Genomic DNA, 20,800 nt, shown 5'->3' with positions numbered 1-20,800 from the left:
CGGCGATGGCGACCCTCTCGAAGACGGCCTCGACGGCGGTCCCGAAGACCGGGACATCCTCGAAGCGGCGGCGCCGTGAGGCGCTCTGGTTCTATCTGTTCGTCTCGCCGTGGGTGATCGGGTTCCTGGTCTTCCTGCTCGGGCCGATGATCGCGTCGGTCTACTACTCGATGACCGACTGGGACTCGTTCACCGCGCCCACCTGGGTCGGCTTGCAGAACTACGCCACGCTGCTCACCGACGACCCCAGGTTCTGGCGGACGCTGTGGCACACCTTCTACTACGCGGCGGTCTCGGTCCCGCTCGGCCTGGTGCTCGGACTGTGGCTGGCGAATCTGCTCAACAAGCAGGTACGCGCCCGGAAACTGCTGCGCACCCTGATCTATCTGCCGACCCTGGTGCCGCTCGTCGCCACGGCGATGATCTTCCGCCAGGTACTCGCCCCGAACGGCCCGCTCAATGACGCGCTCGGCCTGTTCGGCGTCACGGGCCCGGCCTGGCTGCTCGACGGCGACTGGGCGATCCCCGCGCTGGTCGTGATGTCGGCATGGAGTGCGGGCAGTGCGACGGTGCTGCTGCTCGCCGCCATGAAGGGCATCCCGAAGGAGGTGTACGAGGCGGCCGAGGTCGACGGCGCGGGTGCGGTACGGCAGTTCTGGAGCATCACACTGCCGCACCTGACCCCGATCATCTTCTTCAACCTGATCATGGGGATGATCGGTGCCTTCCAGGTCTTCGCCCAGGTGTACATCCTGGTGCCGAAGGGCAAGCTGCGCGCTGCCTACGACGGCGCCGAGACGATGGTGCCGTACCTCTTCGACGAGGCCTTCGGCAACTACCACATGGGCTATGCGTCGGCGATCTCCTGGTTGCTCTTCCTCGTGGTCCTCGTCTTCACACTGATCGCATTCCGCACCGCGCGGCGCTGGGTGTTCTACGAAACCGAGGTGAAGTGATGGCCGGCCTCCTGACCACCCCGGCGCCGCAGCGGACGCGGGAGAGCGGTTCGCCGCGCAAGACCCGTGGGGGACCGGGCCCCGGTACGGTACGGGCGTTCCGAGCCACCCCGTTCACCTACGCGACGCTGATCGTCGTGGCGGCGATCCTCACCATGCCGCTGGTGTTCGTCGGCTCCATCGCGCTCTCCAGCGACGCGACGGTGAACACCAACTCCTTCACGCTCTTCCCGACCGAGTTCCACTGGGAGAACTTCAGCCGGGTCTTCGGCTCCGAACTGCCGATGGGCCGCTTCCTGATCAACTCCGTGATCATCTCGCTCTGTTCGGTCGCCGGGCAGATGCTCTCCAGCGGTCTGGTCGGCTACGCCTTCGCGCGGCTGCGGGCCCCCGGCAAGAACGCGTTGTTCCTGATCGTCATCGCCACCATGATGATCCCGACCCAGATCACGATGATCCCGCAGTTCATCCTCTTCCGGGACCTGGGCTGGGTGAACAGCTATCTGCCGCTGATCGTGCCGAACTTCTTCTCCAACGCCTTCAACGTCTTCCTGGTGCGGCAGTTCGTCTCCCGGCTGCCCAGCCAGCTCGACGAGGCGGCCATGGTCGACGGTCTTGGCTTCTTCGGCATCTACCGGCGGATCATGCTGCCGATGCTGTGGCCGGTGCTGATCGCGATCGGCATCTTCACCCTGACTCACACCTGGGGCGACTTCATGGGCCCGCTGATCTATCTGAACGACGAGTCCAAGATGCCGCTGTCACTGGGCATCCAGTACATCACCAGCACCTCGGCGGCGGGCCAGTCACCGGCGTGGAACCTGGTCATGGTCGGCTCGGTCCTGCTCGCACTGCCCATGATCATCGTCTACTACCTAGGCCAGAAGTACCTGTACGAAATGGACATCAGCGGCGGAAGCGCGGGAGTGAAGTGACCACCATCCACGTAGACGGTCAGGGCGTGTGGATCGACGGCCGTCCCCGCACCCTGCTGTGCGCCTCGCTGTTCTACTTCCGCGTCCCCCGGGAGCAGTGGCGCGAACGCCTCGCCCAGGTGCGTGACTCGGGCTACACCTGCGTCGACGTCTATCTCCCCTGGAACTTCCACGAGTTGGCCCCCGGCCGCTTCTCGTTCGAGGGCCGCCGGGACGTCGCCGCCTTCCTGGACCTCGCTCGGGAGGAGGGCCTGTACGTCATCGCCCGACCGGGCCCGTACATCTGCTCCGAGTGGGACGGCGGCGCGCTACCCGCATGGCTCGGCCTGGACCCGGAGTTGAGGGTACGTCAGAACGAGCCCCGCTATCTGGAGCAGGTCACCGCGTGGTTCGACCAGGTGCTGCCGCTGCTGGCGGAGCGTCAGCACCCGGCGGGCGGTTCGGTGATCATGGTGCAGTTGGAGAACGAGCTGGACTTCTTCGACTGCGCGGACCGCACCGGATACATGGCCTCCCTGCGGGACACGGCAGTTCGCCACGGCATCACCGTCCCCCTGATCGCCTGCTCCGGCCAGGGCGACCTCCCCGGCGCCACCGGGGACATCGAAGGGGTCGTACCGGCAAGCAACTTCTACCCGGACGACGACTCCCCGGACATCGAGGCCGAGGTGCGCCGCTATGCCGCGCTGGTCGCGGAGCGCGGGGTGCCGTTGCTGGTCACCGAGACCAACCGCCGCCACCGGACGCTGCGGCGGCTGCTGGCGAGCGGCGCCAAGCTGATCGCGCCGTATCTCCAGTCGTCCGGCTGGAACTTCGGTTACACCCCGTCGAGCGGAAACTGGGGGCGTCCCGGCAACTTCATGAGCCACGGCTACGACTTCGGCGGCTACGTCACCTCGACCGGCCTGGAGCGCCCGGAGTACGCCGAGGCGCAGGTGCTGGCCCGGGTCGTGGAGACATGGGGTCCCCGACTGGCCCTGGCGACAACGGTGTCGTACGCCGGACTCGGCTGCGACTTCCCGACGAGCTCGCAGCCGTCGGCGCTGGAGCTGGACGGGGGCGGCCGGTTGGTGGCCGTACCGCATCTGGGCGGTGAGCCCGGCAGGGCGGTCGTACGGGGCGTGCCGGTCGAGGTCGCTCCGGGTTCGTGCCCGCTGATGGCGGTGGACGTGCCGCTCAACGGCACCATCCTGAACCTCGCCTCGGCAGACCTCGTGGCGCGGGCGGACGGGGTGCTGGTGTTCTCCTCCGACGTGCCCGTCACCGTCGTACTGGACGGGACGCGGACCGAGATCCCGGTGTCCGGACGGGAGACCCTGGCCGGGACCACGCTCGTGGTGCTGCCGTCGGCCGAGGCCGCGCGGCTGCGGTCGGTCGACGCCGACGGCACGGTCCGGTCGGCGGATGCCTCCGAGAAGCCCGACGCCCGGGAACCGACCGCCGTACGCGAGGTGCGGCGGCGGGCCGAGGCGGCCCCCGAGCAGCCCGCGGGGCTGCACGAACTGCCGCCGGCCCTGGAGTCGCTCGGCGTGTACCGGGGCCGCGGCGCCTACCGGACCACCACGGACCTGACCGGCGTCGTCGAGCTGCTGCTCACCGACGCCGCCGACATCGTCGACCTGTCCGTCGCGGGCCGGGCGCTCCCGACGGTCGCCGGATTCGGTGCGGCCCGCCGCATCGACGTCCGGGACGTGACGGGTGCCGCCGCGATCGAGGCCGTCGTGGAGATCTGGGGCCACGCCAACTTCGACGACGCCCGCCTGCCCGCCCTCCGCCTCGGCGCGCTGCGGGGTCTCGGCACGCTCTGGAAGGTCCGGGAGACCACGGACGTGTCGGCCCTGTGGACGGTGCACGGCCACTGGGCGGGGACACCCGCGCCCACCCGGGTGCTCGGGGGCTGGAGCAGCACCCGCGTCGCGGTGCCGGTCACCTACACCCGTACGGTCCACTCGCCCACCCCGTCGGCGCTGCATCTGCGCGGGGTCGTCGAACCGCTGCGGGTGAGCGTGGACGAAGGGGAGCCGGAGACCGTCCACACCGAGAACCCCTGGGTGCTGCTGACCGCCGGCACCCACCAGGTGTCGGTCACGCTGCCGCACCACCCGAGCGGTCCCGGCCTGCGCGCCGAACTCCTCGCGCTGGACGCCGTACGGGACTGGTCGTGCGCGGTGCAGGACGACGAGCTGCTGACCGCGTTCGCCGCCGGCTCCGTCCGCACGGAGGAGGTACGGCTTCCGCTGGTGCTGAAGCCGGGGGAGGAGGCATGGCTCGACGTCGACCTGCCGGCGTCGCCGGAGGGATATCTGGTCCGGCTGGACGCCACGCAGGTCAGGGTGACCGGATGGGCCGGCGGAGAGTGCGTGGGGCGCGTCTGGGTCGGCGAACGGCCCGACTTCTCGGGCGGTGACCCCGACGCGCTCTGGGTACCGCCGAACTGGCCGGGCCTGACCCTGCTCGCCCAGGGTATTGAGGGGTGTGAGACGCCGGAGATCCGTACGCTGTGGCTGGGGGGACCGACCGACTGAGGGGGATCACCGGTGGCCCGGCACACGGCCCGAGACGTTCGCAGCGAGAACCGTTTCGAGGTGCTGCACGCACTGTTCGACCTCGGGCCGTCCTCCCGCCAGGAACTCACCCGGCACACGGGCCTCAGCCAGGCCACCGTGACGACGCTGGTCGGTGAGTTCCTGGCAGAGGGCGTGCTGCACATCGCCGCCGTGGAGCGCAACGCCGTGGGACGGCCGTACGAACGGCTCACGATCAACCCGGACCGGGGCCGCATCGTCGGTGTCGACGTCGCCGAGACCTACGTCGACGCCACGGTGTACGACCTCGCTCTCGGCGTCCTGAGCAGGCACGAGACGGCCCTCGACGAGGACCGGAACGACCAGGCGTACGTCGTCGACGGCATCGTCGGCGCGATCGAGGCGGCCCTGGACGCGGACGGGACCGAGCGCGACCGGATCGTGGCAGTCGGGGTCAGCATGCCGGGCCACGTCCACCATGACGCCGGGGTCTCGGTCTTCGCGCCGAACTGGGACTGGCACGACGTGCACATCGAGGAACTGCTGGCCGAGCGGCTGCGGTTGCCGGTGTATGTCGACAATCCGCTCAAGGCGGCGATCCTGTCCGAGATGTGGTTCGGCGCCGGGCGCGTCGTCGACAGCATGGCCGTGGTCAACATCGGCACCGGGGCCGGAGCCGGCATCGCCGTCGAGGGCACCCTGGTCCGCGGCATCAGCAACAACGCCGGTGAATGGGGCCACACCCTCCTGATGCTGGACGGTCGCCCGTGCCGCTGCGGCCGAGACGGGTGCGTGGAGACGTACGTCGGCGCGCCGGGCCTGGAGGCGACGCTGGCCGAGATCGACCCGTCCCATCCGGCGCTGGGACAGCCCGGGCAGCGGGACTTCGTCGAGACCGTCGCCCGTGGCCTGGCCGCGGGGGACCCGGTGCTGCGGGAACTCGTCCGGCGCACGGGCCGCTATCTCGCCGCGGCCCTCGGCGACCTCGTCAACCTGCTCAACGTGCCGAAGGTGACGCTCACCGGCTGGCTGCCCAAGGCGCTGGCCCCGTGGCTCGTCCCCGCCGTACGGGACGAACTGCCCCGTCATGTGCTGCCGGGTTCCCTGCCCGGCCTCACCGTCGAGGTGTCCGAGGTGCCCGGCAACGCCGTGTGCCTGGGCATGGCCGCCTTCACCCTGGAGCAGTTCCTCGCCCGGCTCGGCCTGGTCAGCCAGGCCCGGACCCGGCCGCAGCCGCGTGCCGAGACCGCCCAGCCGATCGGATGACGCGCCCGGCACCAGCGTCGCCGGGCCCGAGTCGAACCTCGCCACGGCTCCTGAGCCTTGGGTGATCGTCATCCGTTTGAGCCGCCGTCGGCAAGGGGAGCGTGCGGAGGGCGAGCGGGTGCCGTGGTCAGGCTTTGCCCATGTCGCTGCAGAGGGGTTGTCCTGACATTAGGTCCCTGCCTAGGGTCGCCTCGAAGTGCAAGCGCTTTCTGAAGCGGGCTGTCCGCCGGCCGTCCGAGGAGAACTGCATGTCCCCAAGCCCCGCCCGCCGCCGCGTCGCCGTGATCGGCACCGGCGCCATCGTCAGCGGCAGCCATCTCCCCGCCCTGAGACACCACGCCGACCGGGTGGAGCTGGTCGCCGCGGTCGACGTGGACCAGGCCCGGCTGGACGCCTTCCGGGAGCTCGCGGGCGAGGACGTCGCCGGGTACACCTCGACGGGCGAGATGCTGGACGCCGTACGCCCCGACCTGGTCCTGATCGGCACGCCGCCGTCCCTGCACCGGGAGCAGACGGTCGCCGCGCTCAAGGCGGGCGCCTGGGTGCTGTGCGAGAAGCCGCTGTGTCTGTCGCTCGCCGAGTACGACGACATCGCGGCGGCCGAGGAGGCGTCGGGGGCCTACGCGTCGGTCGTCTTCCAGCACCGCTACGGCTCCGGCGCGGTGCACGCCCGGGAGCTGATCGCGAGCGGGGAGCTGGGCGCCCCGCTCGTCGCGCACTGCCAGACGACCTGGCACCGTGACGCCGCCTACTACGCGGTGCCGTGGCGCGGGCGGTGGGCCACCGAGGGCGGCGGGCCGACGATGGGGCACGGCATCCACCAGTTCGACCTGCTGCTGCACCTGCTCGGACCGTGGGCGGAGATCCGGGCCATGGCCGCGCGCCTGGTCCACGACACCGAGAGCGAGGACATCTCGACGGCCCTCGTCCGCTTCGAGAACGGCGCCCTCGCCACCGTCGTCAACAGCGTGCTGTCCCCGCACGAGGTGAGCCGCATCCGCGTCGACTGCGCCGACGCGACGGTCGAGCTCACCCACCTGTACGGCCACCGCAACGACGACTGGGTCTACACCCCGGCCCCGCACGTCCCCTCCGAGCGCGCCACCGCCTGGCGCACCCCGGCCGCGGACCTGCCCAGCTCCCACACCGCTCAGCTCGGCGCCCTCCTCGACGCCTACGACAACGGTGTCCGGCCGCCCGGCAGCGGCCCCGACGCCCGGGCCACCCTCGACTTCGCCGCCGCCCTCTACAAGGCCGCGTTCACGGGCAGCCCGGTGCACGCGGGCGAGATCCGGCCCGGCGACCCCTTCTACCCGGCCATGCACGGCGACCACCCCCACTGGGCCCCCAAGGAGCGCGCATGAGCATCCGCGTCACCCACGCGCACGGCGACCACATCGCCGTCACGGCCGCGAACGGCACCGAGATCCTGCGGTACGTCTACCGTCCCGACCCGGAGGCCTTCGAGTCCCGCAAGCCGTACGCCCACCCCGTGCGCACCCTCGCCGGACACACCGTGACCGGCTACCGGCCGAGCGACCACCGCTGGCACAAGGGCCTGCAGATGACGGCGAGTCATCTCTCCGGGCAGAACTTCTGGGGCGGCAACTGCTATGTCCACGGCCAGGGTTACCTGCCCCTGCCGGAGCGGATCGGCTCCATGCGGCACGACGGCTTCGGCGAGTTCACCGTCGAGGACGACCGGCTCGCCTTCACCGAGGAGCTCACCTGGGTCGAGAACGGCGGCGAGGAGTGGGCACGCGAGGTGCGCGGGCTGACCGTCCACTCGGTGGACGAGGAGGCCGGCGCCTGGGCCCTGGACTGGTCGATCCGGCTGACCAACACCCGTGCCGAGCCGCTCGCCTTCGGCTCGCCCACCACCGCGGGCCGCGAGATGGCCGGCTACACCGGACTCCAGTGGCGCGGGCCCCGGGACTTCACCGGAGGCGCCGCCTTCGGCCCCGACCTCGACGGGGGAGCGGGCGCGGACGCGGGCAAGCTGATGGGCACGCAGGGCCCCTGGCTCGCGTACACGTCCGAACACGACGACGTCGACGGGCACTCCACGCTCGTCTTCGCGCACGCGCCCGAGAACCTCGACGAGAACGCCGCGATACACGAGTCCCACTGGTTCGTGCGCTCCGAGCCGATCCCGACGGTCGCGTTCTCCTGGGCGTTCTTCGAGGAGTTCGAGCTGCCGCCCGGTGAGTCCTTCGCATACCGGTACCGCGTCGTCTTCGCCGACGGGGCCTGGGACCGGGAGCAGGTGGCCTCCCACCTGGAGGGACTGCCGTGGTGAAGCCGAACCTTCCGCACCCGCTGCCCGGCGCCGTCGGCCTGTCCCACCTCAGCGCCTACGACTGGGAGGCCGCCGACGGCGTCTGCGGTGGCAGCCCGCATCTCCACCTGGTCTGCACGGAGGCGTACGTCGTCACCGGCGGCCGGGGTGCCGTACAGACGCTGAGCCCCGACGGCTACCGGGACATCCCCCTGGAGCCGGGCTCCGTCGCCTGGTTCACGCCCGGGACCGTGCACCGTATGGTCCAGGGCGGCGATCTGCGGATCACCGTGCTGATGCAGAACAGCGGGCTGCCGGAGGCCGGGGACGCCGTGTTCACCTTCCCGCCCGAGGTGCTCGCCGACCCCGAGAAGTACACGGCGGCCGCGGCGATCCCGCCCGGCGTCGGCCCGGAGACGGCGGCTGCCGCACGCCGCCGCAGGGACCTCGCCGTCGAGGGCTACCTCGCCCTGCGCGAGGCGCTCGTCGCCGGTGACGACGGCCCGTACGCCGAGTTCCAGCGCGCCGCCGCCCGCCTCGTGCGAGCCAAGGTGCCGAACTGGAGGGAGCTGTGGCGGGCCGGCGCGCTGGCCACTGCGGAACGCACGGGCGCCCAGCTCGACGCGCTGGAGGCGGGCGAACCGGCGTACCTCGCCGACGCGACCGCGCACGAGGCCGGGCCCACCAGGCTCGCCGGTTTCGGGATGTGTGGCCGCCGGGACGAGTACAACCTGCCGGGGGTCACGCTGCCGTACCGAGGCGAGTAGCAGGCTCAGGGGGGCGGGGGCAGAGGGGGGCCAACAGAAAGCCCGAGGAGAGAAGAGGTGACCTCGGCATGCCCGGACACAGGACGAAGGGGTTCTGCGCGTCGGCCGCCGCACTCGTGCTCTGCACGATGCTGGCCGGGTGCGGAGGATCCGGGGAGTCGGTCGGCGGCGGCAAGGTCGTGCTGCGCTACACGTGGTGGGGCAACCCCGACCGCGCGGAGCGCACCGAGCAGGCCGTCGCCCTGTTCGAGAAACAGCACCCGAACATCCAGGTGCAGACGTCGTTCTCGGCCTACGAGGCCTACAAGCAGAAACTCGCCACCCAGGCCGCGGGCGGCGACGCCCCCGACGTGATGCAGCTCGACTACCGGCAGATCGACCAGTACGCCTCCGGCGGCGTCCTGCTCGACCTCGACAAGGAGAAGGCCGTACTGCGCACCGGTGAGATCGACGCGGGCCTGCTCGCCACCGGCCGGCTGGACGACACGCAGTACGCGATCCCCCAGGGCCGCGGCACCGAGACCGTCGCCTACGACGTCAAGGCGTGGAAGGCGTCCGGTGTGCCCCTGCCGGGCCGGAGCTGGACCTGGAGCGAATGGGCCGACGCCATGCGGGCCCTGGCCGAGAAGACCGGCAAGCCCGGCGCCACCGACCCCGGCCAGAGCGAGGACTGCTTCGAGGTCTGGCTGCGCGGCCAGGGCAAGTCCCTCTACACGAAGGACGGCGGGCTCGGTTTCACCGCCGACGACCTGACCCGCTGGTGGACCTTCACCGACCGGCTCCGGCGCGAGGGAGCCGTCTCGCCCGCCGAGCAGACCACCCAGCTCGACGGCTCCGTGGAGAACACCCCGCTCGGGCGCGGCGAGGCCACGGCCGACTCCAACTGGGACGCCCCGGCCAGCGGTTTCCTCGCCCTTATACCGAGCGGTGTCGCGCTCCCGCCGATGCCGTCCGGCGAGGACGGTACCCCCGGCCAGTACTTCAAGCCGTCGATGTTCCTGGGCGTCGGGGCGGGCACCGGTCACCCGAAGGAGGCGGCCCAGCTCGTCGACTTCCTCATCAACGACGCCCAGGCGGCGAAGATCCTCGGCGCCACCCGCGGCATCCCCGTCAACGAGTCGATCCGTGAGCGGACCGAGTCGCAGCTCAAGGACTTCGACAAGACGATCGCCGACTACCAGGCGTCCCTGGAGGGCTCCCTCAAAGCCCCGCCGCAGGCCCCGCCCTCCGGCGACAACGCCCTGCAGGCAACCTTCCAGCGTGACTACGACCAGGTGTCGTACGAGCGCATGTCGCCCCGTGAGGCGGCCGAGAACTACGTCACCGAGGCGAAGGCGGAGCTGAGGTCATGACCACCACCGACATCCCCGCGCCCGCCGCCAGGAAACCGGCGGCCACCACCGCCCCGAAGCGCCGCCCCAAGCGCGAAAGCCAGGGCCCCGCCTGGGTGTTCCTGTCCCCGTGGGTGCTCGGCGCGATCGTGCTGACCCTGCTGCCGATGGCCGTGTCGCTGTACCTGTCCTTCACCGACTACGACCTGTTCAACCCGCCGCGCTGGGTGGGCCTGCGCAACTACGTCCAGATGTTCACCGAGGACCCCCGCTACTGGCGGTCCGTGATGACCACCCTGACGTACGTCGTCATCGCCGTGCCGCTACAACTCGCGCTCGCCCTGGCCGTTGCCCTCGCCCTGAAGTCCATGAAGCGGGGCAAGGGCTTCTACCGGTCGGCCTTCTACGCCCCCTCGCTGCTGGGCGCTTCCATGTCCATCGCCCTCGTCTGGCGCGCGGTCTTCAACGACGGCGGCACGGTGGACAACCTGCTCGGCACCGGCGGCTGGGTCAACAAGCCCGGCTGGGCGCTGCTCGCCGTGGCCCTGCTGACGGTGTGGCAGTTCGGCGCGCCGATGGTCATCTTCCTCGCGGGACTCCAGCAGATCCCCGGCGAGCTGTACGAGGCCGCGGCGGTCGACGGGGCAGGGAAATGGCGGCAGTTCGTGTCCGTCACGGTGCCGATGCTGTCCCCGGTCCTGTTCTTCAACCTCGTCCTCCAGACCATCCAGGCCTTCCAGGTCTTCACCCCCGCCTTCGCCATCGGCGCCGGCAAGGGCGGCCCCGCCGACTCGACCCTCGTCTACACCCTCTATCTCTACGACCGCGGCTTCGTCGCCTCCCACATGGGCTACGCCTCCGCCATGGCCTGGGTCCTGCTGATCGTCATCGGTGCCGTCACGGCGGTGCTGTTCCGCACCTCGCGCTCCTGGGTCTTCTACGCGTCCGAGGGGGACCGATGACCACCACCACAACTCCGGCCGTCCGCAAGCCCGTCGCCTGGGGAAGGATCGCCCTGCACATCGGCTGTCTGGCCGCGCTGCTTGTCATGCTGTACCCGCTGGCCTGGCTGCTGGCCACCTCGCTCAAGCCCGCCGACGAGGTCATCGCGAGCCTCGACCTGCTGCCCAGCCACCTGGAGTGGTCGAACTACTCCACCGCCCTGGACGGCGTCAACGACGTCTCCATCTGGCGGCTGCTGTCCAACTCGCTGCTCATCGCGGGCGGGGCGGTCCTCGGCAACGTGATCAGCTGCTCGCTCGCCGCCTATGCCTTCGCACGGCTGCGATTCCGCTTCCGCGGGCCGCTGTTCGCGTTCATGATCGCGACGATCATGCTGCCGCACCACGCGGTGCTGATCCCGCAGTACATCATCTTCAACCAGCTCGGCCTGGTGAACACCTACTGGCCGCTGATCCTGCCGAAGTTCCTCGCCACCGAGGCGTTCTTCGTCTTTCTCATCGTGCAGTTCATGCGCGGACTGCCCCGTGAGCTGGAGGAGGCGGCACGCATCGACGGCTGTGGCCCCTTCCGCAGCTTCTTCAAGGTGGTCCTGCCGCTCACCCGCCCCGCGCTGATCACCACGGCGATCTTCACGTTCATCTGGACGTGGAACGACTTCTTCACCCAGCTCATCTACCTCTTCGACCCGGACAAGTTCACGCTCACGCTCGCCCTGCGGTCGTTCGTGGACGCCTCCAGCACCTCGGCGTTCGGCCCGATGTTCGCGATGTCCGTGATCGCGCTGCTGCCGATCGTGCTGTTCTTCCTCGCCTTCCAGCGCCTGCTGGTGGAGGGCATGGCCAGCTCCGGACTCAAGGGGTGAGCGACGTGGGAACACGTGAGCCGGGCGAGGTCTTCGGGCCGCGGATGACCCTGTTCGCCGACATGCTGAGCGTCGGCCTCGCCACGGCCCTGATGTCGCTGCCCCTGGTGACGGTTCCGGCCGCCCTCTCGACCGCGTGCGCGGTGCTGCGGGGGGCGGGGGAGGGGCAACCGGCCACCGCCGGGCGGTACTTCGCGGTGTTTCGGCGGCGGCTGCGGGGCGGTGATCTGACGGCGGGCCTGGTCGCCCTCGCCGGCGCGCTGCTGGTCGCCGCCGATCTGGCGCTCGCCGGGGCGGGGCTGCCGGGTGCGTCGCTGTTCGCGGTGGTGGCCGGTGCCATCGGTGTGGCCGCCCTGGTCGTGGGCCTCAGGGCCTGCGCCCGCCCCGAGTCGCTCAGCGACTGGCGGTCCGCCGTGCGGGCGGCCGCCCGGGACGCGGTGCGGGATGTGGGCGGCAGCGGCCTGGTGCTGCTCGCGGTGGCGACCGCCGCCCTGTGCGCCTGGATGCTGGTGCCGCTCGCGTTTCTCGCGCCGGGTCCGTTGGCCCTGGCGCTGACTGCCGTTCACGTCCGACAGGCCGTCATATCCAAGAGTTGAGAAGCATTGGGGCACATGCGGTGTGAAGGATGGTTGGCATGTGAATCATCTTGTCATGAACCTGCGACCCGAGGGACGGGTCGCAGTCTCATGGAGGTGTGGAATGCACCGCAGACTCGCCACCGCACTGACCGCCTCGACCTTGTCCCTCGTCTCCGTCCTCGGCGCCGCCTCCTCCGCCGACGCCGCGCCGGCGGACAAGCCCCAAGTCCTCGCGAGCTGGACCCAGACCAGCGCGTCCAGCTACAACGCCTGGGTCGCCGCCCGTGGCAACCAGTCCGCCTGGTCCGCCTACGCCTTCGACTGGTCCACCGACTACTGCTCCTCCTCCCCGGACAACCCGTTCGGCTTCCCGTTCTCCACGTCCTGCGCCCGGCACGACTTCGGCTACCGCAACTACAAGGCTCTGGGCACTTTCAGCGCCAACAAGTCGCGCCTCGACAGCGCCTTCTACGAGGACCTCAAACGCGTGTGCGCCGGCTACAGCGGTGCGACGAAGTCGGCCTGCAACAGCACCGCTTGGACGTACTACCAGGCAGTGAAGGCCTTCGGCTGACAGGCCTGCGAAACGGTCGAGGGCGCCGCGTGTGCGGCGCCCTCACTTTCCTCTGTGAGGAATCAGTCCGCGGCCCGGAACGAGCGCAGCCGCAGCGAGTTGCCGACGACGAAGACCGAGGAGAAGGCCATGGCCGCGCCGGCGATCATCGGGTTGAGGAGTCCGGCCGCGGCGAGCGGCAGGGCGGCGACGTTGTAGGCGAAGGCCCAGAACAGGTTCGACCGGATGGTGCCGAGCGTCTTGCGGGAGAGCCGGATGGCGTCGGCGGCGACGCGCAGGTCGCCCCGTACCAGGGTGAGGTCGCCGGCCTCGATCGCGGCGTCCGTGCCCGTACCCATCGCCAGTCCCAGATCGGCCTGGGCCAGGGCGGCCGCGTCGTTGACGCCGTCGCCGACCATCGCGACCGAACGGCCCTCGCCCTGCAGTCGCTTGACCACGTCGGCCTTGTCCTGCGGCAGCACCTCGGCGACGACATCCTCCGGCGCGATACCGACCTCGCGGGCGACGGACTCGGCCACGGCCCGGTTGTCGCCGGTCAGCAGGATCGGGGTGAGACCGAGGTCGCGCAGTCGCCGGATCGCCTCCGGGCTGGTCTCCTTGACCGCGTCGGCGACCTCCAGGACCGCGCGCGCTTCGCCGTCCCAGGCGACCGCGATGGCGGTACGACCGGCCGCCTCGGCCTCGGACTTCGCGTGTGCCAGGTGCTCCGGCAGTTCCATGGCCCACTCTCCGAGGAGCCGCTCCCGGCCCACGAGCACCGCGTGGCCGTCGACCACGCCCTGCACTCCCAGACCGGGCACGTTCGCGAAGTCCTCCGGCGTGGGCAGCGAACCCAGCTTCTCCAGTGCCCCGTCTGCCACGGCGCGGGCGATCGGGTGCTCGGAGGCGTGCTCCAACGCACCCGCGAGACGCAGGACTTCGGCCTCCTCGGCGTTGTCGCCGGTGTGCACGGCGAGCAGGGTCATCCGGCCGGTGGTCACCGTGCCCGTCTTGTCGAGGACGATCGTGTCGACCCTGCGCGTGGACTCCAGCACCTCCGGGCCCTTGATCAGGATGCCGAGCTGCGCGCCCCGCCCGGTGCCCACCATCAGCGCGGTCGGCGTGGCCAGGCCCAGGGCACACGGGCAGGCGATGATCAGTACGGCGACCCCGGCGGTGAAGGCGGCGGCCGGGCCGGCACCGTTGCCGAGCCAGAAGCCGAGGGTGCCCAGCGCGAGGGCGATCACGATCGGCACGAACACGGCGGAGATCCGGTCCGCGAGCCGCTGTGCCGCGGCCTTGCCGTTCTGGGCGTCCTCCACCAGCCGGGCCATCCGGGCGAGTTGGGTGTCGGCGCCGACCCGGGTGGCCTCGACGACGAGACGGCCGCCCGCGTTGAGCGTGGCGCCGGTGACCGCGTCGCCCTGGGCGATCTCGACCGGTACGGACTCTCCGGTGAGCATCGACGCGTCCACGGCCGAAGAGCCCTCGACCACCGTGCCGTCGGTGGCGATCTTCTCGCCGGGCCGTACCAGGAAGCGGTCGCCGACCTTCAACTCCGAGACCGGTATGGTCCGTTCACCGCCGTCCGCGCCCAGCACCGTGACGTCCTTGGCGCCCAGCTCCAGCAGGGCCTTCAGCGCCGCTCCCGCCTTGCGCTTGGAACGCGCCTCGAAGTACCGCCCGGCCAGGATGAAGGCGACGACACCGGCGGCGGCCTCCAGATAGATGTTCCCGGAGCCGTCACCGCGGGAGATCGTCAGCTCGAAGGGGTGCGTCATCCCCGGCTCGCCCGCCGTGCCGAGGAACAGCGCCCACAGGGACCACAGGAACGCGGCCGACGTACCGACCGAGATCAGCGTGTCCATGGTGGCGGCACCGTGCCGCAGATTGGTGAACGCCGCCCTGTGGAAGGGCCAGGCGGCATACGTCACCACGGGCGCCGCCAACGTGAGCGACAGCCACTGCCAGTACTCGATCTGGAGGGCCGGGATCATAGCCATCGCGACGACGGGCACGGCGAGCGTCACAGCGGTGATCAACCGCTCCCGGAGCGGCCGTAGTTCATCGTGGCCGCCGGTGCGCCCGGACGCGTCCTGCGCGTCCTGCGCCTCCTGGGCGTCCCGCACGGGCGGCGCGGGCTCCTGCGCGGTGTACCCGGTCGCCTCGACGGTGGCGATCAGGTCCTGGACGGAGACCTCGTCGCCGTAGCTGACCTTCGCCTTCTCGGTGGCGTAGTTGACGGTGGCGGTCACACCGTCCATGCGGTTCAACTTCTTCTCGATGCGCGCCGCGCACGAGGTGCAGGTCATGCCGCCGATGGCGAGCTCTACCTCGGCCGTGGGGTGGGACGCGGTGGTGGTCATCGCTGCTCCTCGTGCGGGGCGGGTGCGGGGAGGTGCGGGGGTGCGGGCGGAGGCCGGTGCGGCCGGTTCCGACGGTGCGGGGGTGCGGGGGTGCGGGGCCGCCGGGTCAGGCCGCGCGGCCGGTGAGTTCGTAGCCGGCCTCGTCGACGACCTCGGCGACCAGGGCGTCGTCGGGCTCGGCGGCGCTGGTGACGGTGACCTGGCCGGTCGCGAGGTCGACGCCGACCTCCGTGACGCCGTCCAGCTCGCCGATGACCTTGCTGAGGGTGGCCTTGCAGTGGCCGCAGGTCATCCCGGAGACGGCGTACGTGGTGGTGGACAGGGTGGACATGCGTTCCTCCCGAAAGGGCGCGGTCATGGTCGACCAGGATACGGGGTGGGGGTATCCTTGGCTGTGTCCATGTATACCCCCAGGGGGTAGGCGAGGCAAGTGCTGATCCGGGTTGACTTTATACCCCCTAGGGGTACTGTGAAGTGCAGTGAAGGATCGTATCCAAGGCATCGACCCGTTGGAGACCGCCATGCATGCCGGACTGAGGATCACCGCGTTCGCCGCCGCACTGGCCGCGACCTTCGGCACCGCGTACGGAGTGGGTGAAGCCGTCGACCCGGTCGTCGAGGACCCCGCGCCCGCCCGCCACGAGAGCCACGGTGAGGAGTCACCAACAGCGGAGGGAGGCGGCGGACACGGCGGGCACGAGACGAAGCCGGCCGGCGGGCTGCAGATCTCCGAGGGCGGCTACACCCTCGACCTGAGGACCCCGGAGGTCACGGCCGGGAAGCGCTCCGACCTGAGCTTCGTCATCCGCGACGACGACGGCCGCGCCGTCACCGCCTACCAGCGCGAGCACGAGAAGGAACTCCACCTCATCGTGGCCTCACGCGACCTGGGCACCTACCGCCATCTCCACCCCACCCGCGCCGCCGACGGCACCTGGAGCATCCCCGTCGAGCTGCCCCGCGCGGGCGGCTACCGCGTCTTCGCCGACTTCACCCCGGCGACGAAGGACGCCGAGAACCTCACCCTCGGCGCGGACCTGGCGGCCGCCGGGACCTACGCGCCGCAGCGGCTGCCCGCGCCTGACACCACCGCCGAGATCCACGGCTACGACGTCCGGCTGGACGGCGGTCTGCGCCCCGGCAAGGAGAGCGAGCTGAAGCTGAAGGTCTCGCGCGACGGTCACCCCGTGACCAACCTCCAGCCCTACCTCGGCGCGTACGGCCACCTGGTGGCCCTGCGCTCCGGCGACCTCGCCTACCTCCACGTCCATCCGAACGGCGAACCCGGCGACGGCACGACGAAGCCCGGCCCGGAGATCTCGTTCACGGCGACGGCGCCGAGCAGCGGCACATACCGGCTGTTCCTCGACTTCAAGCACGAAGGGGAGGTGCACACCGCGGCGTTCACGGTCCGGGCCGGTGCGGCGACCGCCCCGACGGGCACCCCCTCGCACGCGCCCTCGGACACGTCCTCGGGTTCGTCCTCAGCTGAGCACGAGGACGAGCCCGGTCACGGCCACTGACCTCAGATCCGCCCCGCCCTCCGCTGCCTGCGCAGCAGCAACCCCAGATACACCCCGCCGACCACCGCGGTGACCACACCGACCGGCAGCTGGGCCGACTCGTGGATGCGCTGGGAGGCGAAGTCCGCGGTGACCACGAGGAAGGCGCCGGTGCAGGTGGCGGCGAGGAGGTTGGGGCCGGGGGCCCGGGTGAGCCGGCGGGACAGCTGCGGGGCGATGAGGGCCACGAACGGGATCGGACCGGCCGCCGCGGTGGCCACCGCGCAGGCGGCCGTGGCCAGCACCAGGATCACCAGCCGGGTGCGCTGGACGGGCACGCCGAGCCCGCCCGCCACATCGTCGCCCATCTCCAGGATCTTCAGCCGGCTCGCGGCGAGCGCCACCAGCGGCAGCACGACGAGCAGGCCGAGCGCGGCTGGGCGGACGTCCGCCCACCCCCGGCCGTTGAGGCTGCCGTTGAGCCACACCATCGCCTGCGCGGCCTGGGTGAAGCGGGCCTTGGCGAGCAGGTAGGCGTTCACGCCCTGGAGCAGGGCGCTCACGCCGATGCCGACCAGCACCAGCCGGTAGCCGTGGATGCCCTGCCGCCACGCCAGCAGATACACGAGGACGGCCGTCGCGAGGCCGCCGCCCACCGCGCCGACGGCGATCTGCCCGCCGGTGCCGCCGACGAGCAGCACCACCAGCAGGCCCCCGGTGGCGGAGCCGTAGGTGAAGCCGACTATGTCGGGGCTGCCCAGCGGATTGCGGGTCAGGCTCTGGAAGAGGGCGCCGCTCAGGCCGAGCGCCGCGCCGACCAGGATGCCGGTCAGCAGGCGGGGCAGCCTGAGGTCGTTGACCACGAAGTCGGTGCGCGGGCTGCCGTTGCCCAGCAGCGTGCGGACCACGTCCGCCGGGGAGATCGCGTACTCGCCGGTGCCGAGCGCGAGGACGCCGACCGCGGCGGTGGTGGCCAGCACCAGGACGCCGACCGTCAGGGCGCGCACGTCCACCCGTAGGGAGAAACGGTGCGAGCGGCTTCGTACGACATGGGAACGGGTGCGTGGGCCGGAGGCCCGGCCTCGAACCTGGGTCGGCACTGGGGCGGTCATGCCGTCACCGCCCTGCGACAGCGGACCAGGGCGATGAACACCGGCGCGCCGACCACCGCGGTGACCACGCCCGCGTCCAGTTCGTCGGGGCGTACGGCGACCCGCCCGAGGACGTCGGCGAAGAGCAGCAGGGCGGGCGCCAGCAACAGGGACAACGGCAGTGTCCAGCGCTGGTCGGCCCCGGCGATCATGCGGGCGATGTGCGGGACGGCCAGACCGACGAAGACCAGCGGGCCGACGGCCGAGGTCGCCGCCCCGCACAGCAGCGTCATGGCCGCGAGACCGAGGAAGCGGGTGCGGTCCACGTGCGCGCCCAGCGCCCGGGCGCCGTCGTCGCCCAGCGCGAGCGCGTTCAGCGGCCGGACCAGCGCCAGCGCGAGCACCAGGCCCACCGCGACGAACGGCGTGATCGTCGTCAGGGTCTCGTCGTCGGCGCGGGCGAGCGAACCCACGCTCCAGAACCGCAGCTGGTCCAGGGCCTGGGCGTCGAGCAGCATCAGGGTCTGGCTGATGCCGGTGAACACGGCGGCGATCACCGCACCGCCGAGAGCGAGCCGCTCCGGAGTGGCGCCGCCGCGACCGCCCGAGGCCAGCGAGTACACCAGCAGACCCGCCACCACCGCGCCCACCATGGCGAACCACACCGAGGCCCACAGGCTCGTGATGCCCAGCACGGTGATGGACAGCACCACCCCGGTCGCGGCACCCGCGTTGATGCCGAGCAGTCCCGGATCGGCCAGCGGGTTGCGGGTGAGCGCCTGGATGAGCGCGCCCGCGACCCCGAGCGCCGCACCCGCCGCGATGCCGGCCAGGGTGCGCGGTACGCGGACGTCCCAGATGACCGACGCCGCGGTCGACCCGTCGTCGTGCAGCAGCGCGTCCCAGACCACGCCCGGCGACAGGGCGCGCGAGCCGACCGCGAGGCTGAGCGTCGCGGCGGTGAGCAGCAGGAGCAGGGCGCCGAGCACGGCCAGCGTGCGGGTCGAGTTGCGGCGCCCGGGGGACTGCTTGCTGGCCTTGTCCGTCCGTACAAGAGGGGCCGAACCGGCCTCAGTTGCCACCGATGCCCTCCGCGCGGAGGCGTTCGGCGATCAGCCGGCCGAGCGCCTTCTTGTCGATCTTGCCTACTGAGGTGCGGGGAAAGGTCTCCATGACCTCGACCCGGTCGGGGAGCTTGTACGCGGCGACCCCGCGCTCGGTGAGGAACGCGGCCAACTCCCGCTGGCCCGGGGCCTGTCCGCGCGGGACGAGGTAGGCGCAGGTGCGCTCGCCCATCGTCGCGTCGGGCATGCCGACCACGGCCGCGTCGTGCACGCCGGGGTGGGCGAGGAGGTGGTTCTCCAGCTCCTCGGCGGAGATCTTGTCGCCGCCCCGGTTGATCTGGTCCTTGGCCCGGCCCTCGACGACCAGATGCCCGGAGGGCAGGATCCGGACCAGGTCGCCGGTGCGGTAGTAGCCGTCCGTGGTGAAGGCGCGGGAGTTGTGCTCGGCGGCCCGGTAGTAGCCGCGCAGGGTGTAGGGGCCGCGGGTGAGCAACTCGCCGCTCTCGCCCGGCGGTACGTCGCGGTCGTCCGCGTCGACCACGCGGATCTCGTCGGCGGGGGACATCGGGCGGCCCTGGGTGCCGGTCACCAGCTCGGGCGGATCGTCGAGCCGGGTGTAGTTGAGCAGGCCCTCGGCCATGCCGAACACCTGCTGGAGCGTGCAGCCGAGGGCCGGTGCCACCCGGGCGGCCGGCTCGGCGCCGAGCTTGGAGCCGCCGACCTGGAGCAGGCTCAGCGAGGAGAGGTCGGCCTCCTCCCACTCCACCGCGTCCAGCCACAGCAGCGCGATCGGCGGGACCACCGCGGTGGCGGTGACCTTCTCCCGCTCGATCAGCGCGAAGGCGTCCTCGGGGCTCGGCGTGGGGGAGAGTGCGACGGTGCCGCCCGCCATCAGCGTGCCGAGCAGGCCGGGGCAGGCCAGCGCGAAGTTGTGCGCGGTCGGCAGTACCACCAGATAGACGGTGTCGCCGTCGAAGCCGCAGACCTCGGCGCTGGCGCGGACGTTGTACGCGTAGTCGTCGTGGGTGCGCGGAATGAGCTTCGGCTTGCCGGTCGTGCCGCCGGACAGCAGCAGTAGAGCCACGTCTCCGGGGTCGGGCACGGGCAGCGGGACCGGGTCGGCGTGGAGGTCGGTGAGCGCGGTGAACTCGGCGGCGTCGCCCGCCACCAGGACGTGCTCGACGCCGGGCACCGTCTTGCGCAGGGCCCTGGCGAGCGCGCGGTGGTCGAAGCCGTCGTGCAGGTCGGGGATCGCGTAGGCCGTGGCGCCGGACACCTCGGCGACATGCGCGATCTCGCTCTCGCGATGCGCGGGCAGGGTGAGCACCGGTATCGCGCCCGCCCTCAGCAGCGCGAAGAAGAGCACCACGAACGCGTCGGTGTTGGGGAGTTGGACGACCACCCGGTCGCCGCTCCCGATGCCGAGCCGCCGCAGCCCCGCCGCCATCCGGTCGGCGCGCAGATCGAGTTCGGCGTACGTCCATCGGTTGCCGTCGGCGTCGACGAGTGCGGTCCGTCCAGGCGTCCGCTCGGCACTGTCCCCCAGCAGCCGGTCCAGCGGCCGGCCTTCCCAGTAGCCCTCTGCGCGGTACTTCTCGGCCAACGGCTCCGGCCAGGGCACCCAACCGTCGAGCATCCTCAACTCCCGCCTGCTGTTTAGGAAAGGCTTGCCTAATGATTCAGTGGGGTCAAGCCTGGGGGTGTGATCTGGACGGCGCCGCGCCGGGGAGGCTAGGGTCTTACTGATTAGGTTAGGTTAACCT

General features: G+C 71.2%; 18 protein-coding genes. 13 read left to right on the top strand and 5 right to left on the bottom strand.

Annotated features, from left to right (window positions below):
- Positions 1-5 precede the first annotated feature (5 nt).
- The 12 genes from ABIE67_RS06535 to ABIE67_RS06480 all read left to right on the top strand — a co-directional run bounded on the left by ABIE67_RS06535 (position 6) and on the right by ABIE67_RS06480 (position 13,035).
- Positions 6-956 (top strand): carbohydrate ABC transporter permease, encoded by a 951-nt coding sequence (locus ABIE67_RS06535; RefSeq protein ID WP_370254757.1) that lies wholly within the window; start codon positions 6-8, stop codon positions 954-956.
- Positions 956-1,891, top strand: a complete 936-nt coding sequence (locus ABIE67_RS06530; RefSeq protein ID WP_370254755.1) for a carbohydrate ABC transporter permease — start codon at positions 956-958, stop codon at positions 1,889-1,891. Before ABIE67_RS06535 ends, ABIE67_RS06530 begins: the two co-directional genes overlap by 1 nt.
- Positions 1,888-4,416 (top strand): beta-galactosidase, encoded by a 2,529-nt coding sequence (locus tag ABIE67_RS06525; protein WP_370254753.1) that lies wholly within the window; start codon positions 1,888-1,890, stop codon positions 4,414-4,416. The genes ABIE67_RS06530 and ABIE67_RS06525 overlap by 4 nt, the downstream gene beginning before the upstream one ends.
- 60 nt (positions 4,417-4,476) lie before the next feature.
- A complete protein-coding gene (locus ABIE67_RS06520; RefSeq protein ID WP_370254751.1) occupies positions 4,477-5,682 on the top strand; it encodes an ROK family protein in 1,206 nt (401 codons plus the stop codon).
- A 248-nt stretch (positions 5,683-5,930) separates the two neighbouring features.
- The gene (locus ABIE67_RS06515) at positions 5,931-7,046 is read left to right on the top strand and encodes a Gfo/Idh/MocA family protein (protein ID WP_370254749.1); all 1,116 of its coding nucleotides are present in this window, start codon (positions 5,931-5,933) and stop codon (positions 7,044-7,046) included.
- The gene (locus ABIE67_RS06510; RefSeq protein ID WP_370254747.1) at positions 7,043-7,981 is read left to right on the top strand and encodes a PmoA family protein; all 939 of its coding nucleotides are present in this window, start codon (positions 7,043-7,045) and stop codon (positions 7,979-7,981) included. The genes ABIE67_RS06515 and ABIE67_RS06510 overlap by 4 nt, the downstream gene beginning before the upstream one ends.
- Positions 7,975-8,727 (top strand): cupin, encoded by a 753-nt coding sequence (locus ABIE67_RS06505; RefSeq protein ID WP_370254745.1) that lies wholly within the window; start codon positions 7,975-7,977, stop codon positions 8,725-8,727. The genes ABIE67_RS06510 and ABIE67_RS06505 overlap by 7 nt, the downstream gene beginning before the upstream one ends.
- Positions 8,728-8,795: 68 nt before the next feature.
- Entirely contained in the window at positions 8,796-10,079 is a 1,284-nt protein-coding gene (locus tag ABIE67_RS06500; protein WP_370254743.1) for an ABC transporter substrate-binding protein, read from the top strand.
- The gene (locus ABIE67_RS06495) at positions 10,076-11,020 is read left to right on the top strand and encodes a carbohydrate ABC transporter permease (protein ID WP_370254741.1); all 945 of its coding nucleotides are present in this window, start codon (positions 10,076-10,078) and stop codon (positions 11,018-11,020) included. The genes ABIE67_RS06500 and ABIE67_RS06495 overlap by 4 nt, the downstream gene beginning before the upstream one ends.
- Entirely contained in the window at positions 11,017-11,883 is an 867-nt protein-coding gene (locus ABIE67_RS06490; protein ID WP_370254738.1) for a carbohydrate ABC transporter permease, read from the top strand. Before ABIE67_RS06495 ends, ABIE67_RS06490 begins: the two co-directional genes overlap by 4 nt.
- Complete coding sequence (locus tag ABIE67_RS06485; protein ID WP_370254736.1) at positions 11,880-12,479, top strand: hypothetical protein; 600 nt, start codon at positions 11,880-11,882, stop codon at positions 12,477-12,479. Before ABIE67_RS06490 ends, ABIE67_RS06485 begins: the two co-directional genes overlap by 4 nt.
- Positions 12,480-12,582: 103 nt before the next feature.
- Complete coding sequence (locus ABIE67_RS06480) at positions 12,583-13,035, top strand: phospholipase (protein ID WP_370254734.1); 453 nt, start codon at positions 12,583-12,585, stop codon at positions 13,033-13,035.
- A gap of 62 nt (positions 13,036-13,097) precedes the next feature.
- Here ABIE67_RS06480 and ABIE67_RS06475 read toward each other — a convergent pair whose 3' ends face one another.
- Both ABIE67_RS06475 and ABIE67_RS06470 read right to left on the bottom strand, forming a co-directional pair.
- Complete coding sequence (locus tag ABIE67_RS06475) at positions 13,098-15,380, bottom strand: heavy metal translocating P-type ATPase (protein WP_370254732.1); 2,283 nt, start codon at positions 15,378-15,380, stop codon at positions 13,098-13,100.
- A gap of 106 nt (positions 15,381-15,486) precedes the next feature.
- Entirely contained in the window at positions 15,487-15,738 is a 252-nt protein-coding gene (locus ABIE67_RS06470) for a heavy-metal-associated domain-containing protein (protein ID WP_370254730.1), read from the bottom strand.
- 163 nt (positions 15,739-15,901) lie between these two features.
- Here ABIE67_RS06470 and ABIE67_RS06465 point away from each other — a divergent pair, with 163 nt between their 5' ends.
- Positions 15,902-16,903: a hypothetical protein gene (locus tag ABIE67_RS06465; protein WP_370268274.1), complete on the top strand. Its 1,002-nt coding sequence runs from the start codon at positions 15,902-15,904 to the stop codon at positions 16,901-16,903.
- 2 nt (positions 16,904-16,905) lie between these two features.
- On the opposite strand, the gene ABIE67_RS06460 is transcribed toward ABIE67_RS06465, so the two are convergent.
- Genes ABIE67_RS06460 through ABIE67_RS06450 form a run of 3 tightly spaced genes read right to left on the bottom strand, consistent with a single transcriptional unit; the run spans position 16,906 to position 20,673 of the window.
- Positions 16,906-17,994, bottom strand: a complete 1,089-nt coding sequence (locus tag ABIE67_RS06460; RefSeq protein ID WP_370254728.1) for a FecCD family ABC transporter permease — start codon at positions 17,992-17,994, stop codon at positions 16,906-16,908.
- A complete protein-coding gene (locus ABIE67_RS06455; protein WP_370254726.1) occupies positions 17,991-19,055 on the bottom strand; it encodes a FecCD family ABC transporter permease in 1,065 nt (354 codons plus the stop codon). The genes ABIE67_RS06460 and ABIE67_RS06455 overlap by 4 nt, the downstream gene beginning before the upstream one ends.
- Positions 19,045-20,673: a (2,3-dihydroxybenzoyl)adenylate synthase gene (locus ABIE67_RS06450; protein ID WP_370254724.1), complete on the bottom strand. Its 1,629-nt coding sequence runs from the start codon at positions 20,671-20,673 to the stop codon at positions 19,045-19,047. The genes ABIE67_RS06455 and ABIE67_RS06450 overlap by 11 nt, the downstream gene beginning before the upstream one ends.
- Positions 20,674-20,800 lie beyond the last annotated feature (127 nt).

It is taken from the genome of Streptomyces sp. V4I8 (assembly GCF_041261225.1).
Lineage (GTDB): Bacteria > Actinomycetota > Actinomycetes > Streptomycetales > Streptomycetaceae > Streptomyces.
The sequence above is the reverse complement of the archived record's forward strand: the minus strand, read 5'-3'. Positions and strand labels throughout refer to the sequence as shown.

What these genes read in the sequence shown, in the direction of transcription:
- ABIE67_RS06535 (WP_370254757.1), top strand. Translation starts at nt 6, where the DNA reads ATGGCGACCCTCTCGAAGACGGCCTCGACGGCGGTCCCGAAGACCGGG.
- ABIE67_RS06530 (WP_370254755.1), top strand. Translation starts at nt 956, where the DNA reads ATGGCCGGCCTCCTGACCACCCCGGCGCCGCAGCGGACGCGGGAGAGC.
- ABIE67_RS06515 (WP_370254749.1), top strand. Translation starts at nt 5,931, where the DNA reads ATGTCCCCAAGCCCCGCCCGCCGCCGCGTCGCCGTGATCGGCACCGGC.
- ABIE67_RS06510 (WP_370254747.1), top strand. Translation starts at nt 7,043, where the DNA reads ATGAGCATCCGCGTCACCCACGCGCACGGCGACCACATCGCCGTCACG.
- ABIE67_RS06500 (WP_370254743.1), top strand. Translation starts at nt 8,796, where the DNA reads ATGCCCGGACACAGGACGAAGGGGTTCTGCGCGTCGGCCGCCGCACTC.
- ABIE67_RS06495 (WP_370254741.1), top strand. Translation starts at nt 10,076, where the DNA reads ATGACCACCACCGACATCCCCGCGCCCGCCGCCAGGAAACCGGCGGCC.
- ABIE67_RS06490 (WP_370254738.1), top strand. Translation starts at nt 11,017, where the DNA reads ATGACCACCACCACAACTCCGGCCGTCCGCAAGCCCGTCGCCTGGGGA.
- ABIE67_RS06480 (WP_370254734.1), top strand. Translation starts at nt 12,583, where the DNA reads ATGCACCGCAGACTCGCCACCGCACTGACCGCCTCGACCTTGTCCCTC.
- ABIE67_RS06475 (WP_370254732.1), bottom strand. Translation starts at nt 15,380, where the DNA reads ATGACCACCACCGCGTCCCACCCCACGGCCGAGGTAGAGCTCGCCATC.
- ABIE67_RS06470 (WP_370254730.1), bottom strand. Translation starts at nt 15,738, where the DNA reads ATGACCGCGCCCTTTCGGGAGGAACGCATGTCCACCCTGTCCACCACC.
- ABIE67_RS06465 (WP_370268274.1), top strand. Translation starts at nt 15,902, where the DNA reads ATGCATGCCGGACTGAGGATCACCGCGTTCGCCGCCGCACTGGCCGCG.
- ABIE67_RS06460 (WP_370254728.1), bottom strand. Translation starts at nt 17,994, where the DNA reads ATGACCGCCCCAGTGCCGACCCAGGTTCGAGGCCGGGCCTCCGGCCCA.
- ABIE67_RS06450 (WP_370254724.1), bottom strand. Translation starts at nt 20,673, where the DNA reads ATGCTCGACGGTTGGGTGCCCTGGCCGGAGCCGTTGGCCGAGAAGTAC.